This window comes from Paraburkholderia phenoliruptrix (assembly GCF_902859825.1).
GTDB lineage: Bacteria > Pseudomonadota > Gammaproteobacteria > Burkholderiales > Burkholderiaceae > Paraburkholderia > Paraburkholderia phenoliruptrix.
This window is the reverse complement of record NZ_CADIKB010000121.1, coordinates 1-1,061: the sequence shown is the minus strand read 5'-3', so window position 1 is coordinate 1,061 and position 1,061 is coordinate 1. Positions and strand designations below refer to the sequence as shown.

At 61.2% G+C, this 1,061-nt stretch carries 1 protein-coding gene; it reads left to right on the top strand.

Annotated elements, in window-relative coordinates; translation table 11 throughout:
• Positions 1-1,061, top strand: a 1,061-nt coding sequence (gene prpC / locus HV711_RS33245) for a bifunctional 2-methylcitrate synthase/citrate synthase (protein WP_175145699.1), incomplete at both ends; no start/stop codon positions are given.

Below are 1,061 nucleotides of genomic sequence, written 5' to 3'. Positions count from 1 at the left end.
AAAAAGTCCGTCGCGCTGTCCGGCGTGACCGCGGGCAACACGGCGCTGTGCACCGTCGGCAAGACCGGCAACGACCTGCACTATCGCGGCTACGACATTCTCGACATCGCCGGCAATTGCGAATTCGAAGAGATCGCGTATCTGCTCGTGCATGAAAAGCTGCCCACGCAGGCCGAACTCACGGCCTACAAGACGAAGCTCAAGGCGCTGCGCGGCCTGCCCGCGAATGTGAAAGCCGCGCTCGAATGGATTCCCGCCGCCGCGCATCCCATGGACGTGATGCGCACCGGCGTCTCCGTGCTCGGCACCGTGCTGCCGGAGAAGGACGACCACAACCTGCCGGGCGCGCGCGACATCGCCGACAAGCTGATGGCCTCGCTCGGTTCGATGCTGCTGTACTGGTACCACTATTCGCACAACGGCAAGCGCATTGAAGTGGAAACCGACGACGACTCGATCGGCGGCCACTTCCTGCATCTGCTGCATGGTGTCGAGCCGCCGAAGTCATGGGTCGAGGCGATGCACGTTTCGCTCAATCTGTATGCGGAGCATGAGTTCAATGCGTCGACGTTCACCGGCCGCGTGATCGCGGGCACGGGCTCGGACATGTATTCGGCGATCACGGGCGCTATCGGCGCACTGCGCGGACCGAAACACGGCGGTGCGAACGAAGTGGCGTTCGAGATCCAGTCGCGCTATCAGACGCCGGACGAGGCCGAGGCCGACATTCGCAAACGCGTCGAGAACAAGGAAGTGGTGATCGGCTTCGGGCATCCGGTGTATACGATTTCGGACCCGCGCAACAAGGTCATCAAGGAAGTCGCGAAGAAGCTTTCTAAAGAAGCGGGCAGCATGAAACTCTTCGATATCGCGGAGCGCCTTGAAACAGTCATGGCCGAAGTGAAAAAGATGTTCCCCAATCTCGACTGGTTCAGCGCCGTGTCGTATCACATGATGGGCGTGCCAACGGCCATGTTTACGCCGCTCTTCGTGATCGCGCGCACGGCGGGGTGGAGCGCGCACATCATCGAGCAGCGTATCGACAACAAGATCATCCGCCC